Source organism: Photobacterium andalusiense (assembly GCF_900185625.1).
GTDB lineage: Bacteria > Pseudomonadota > Gammaproteobacteria > Enterobacterales > Vibrionaceae > Photobacterium > Photobacterium aquimaris.
This window is the reverse complement of record NZ_FYAJ01000053.1, coordinates 1-677: the sequence shown is the minus strand read 5'-3', so window position 1 is coordinate 677 and position 677 is coordinate 1. Positions and strand designations below refer to the sequence as shown.

Sequence of the window (677 nt, the reverse complement as noted above, 5' to 3'; positions counted from 1 at the left end):
CGCTAGAGATAGCTTAGTGCCTTCGGGAACTCTGAGACAGGTGCTGCATGGCTGTCGTCAGCTCGTGTTGTGAAATGTTGGGTTAAGTCCCGCAACGAGCGCAACCCTTATCCTTGTTTGCCAGCACATAATGGTGGGAACTCCAGGGAGACTGCCGGTGATAAACCGGAGGAAGGTGGGGACGACGTCAAGTCATCATGGCCCTTACGAGTAGGGCTACACACGTGCTACAATGGCGTATACAGAGGGCTGCAAACTAGCGATAGTAAGCGAATCCCACAAAGTACGTCGTAGTCCGGATTGGAGTCTGCAACTCGACTCCATGAAGTCGGAATCGCTAGTAATCGTGAATCAGAATGTCACGGTGAATACGTTCCCGGGCCTTGTACACACCGCCCGTCACACCATGGGAGTGGGCTGCACCAGAAGTAGATAGCTTAACCTTCGGGAGGGCGTTTACCACGGTGTGGTTCATGACTGGGGTGAAGTCGTAACAAGGTAGCCCTAGGGGAACCTGGGGCTGGATCACCTCCTTACCTAAAGACTTATACTGTTTTATGCAGTGTCCACACAGATTGCTTGGTAAAATTAGTTTTAGAAAAATAGCGAAAGTGCTAATTAATGCTCACGCATTGATTAACGCTTTTGCGTTATGCTCTTTAACAATCTGGAAAGCT

At 49.8% G+C, this 677-nt stretch carries 1 rRNA gene; it reads left to right on the top strand.

The window, feature by feature from the left end:
• Nucleotides 1-536 (top strand): 16S ribosomal RNA (locus PAND9192_RS20390); the annotation flags it as partial.
• Nucleotides 537-677: the final 141 nt, after the last annotated feature.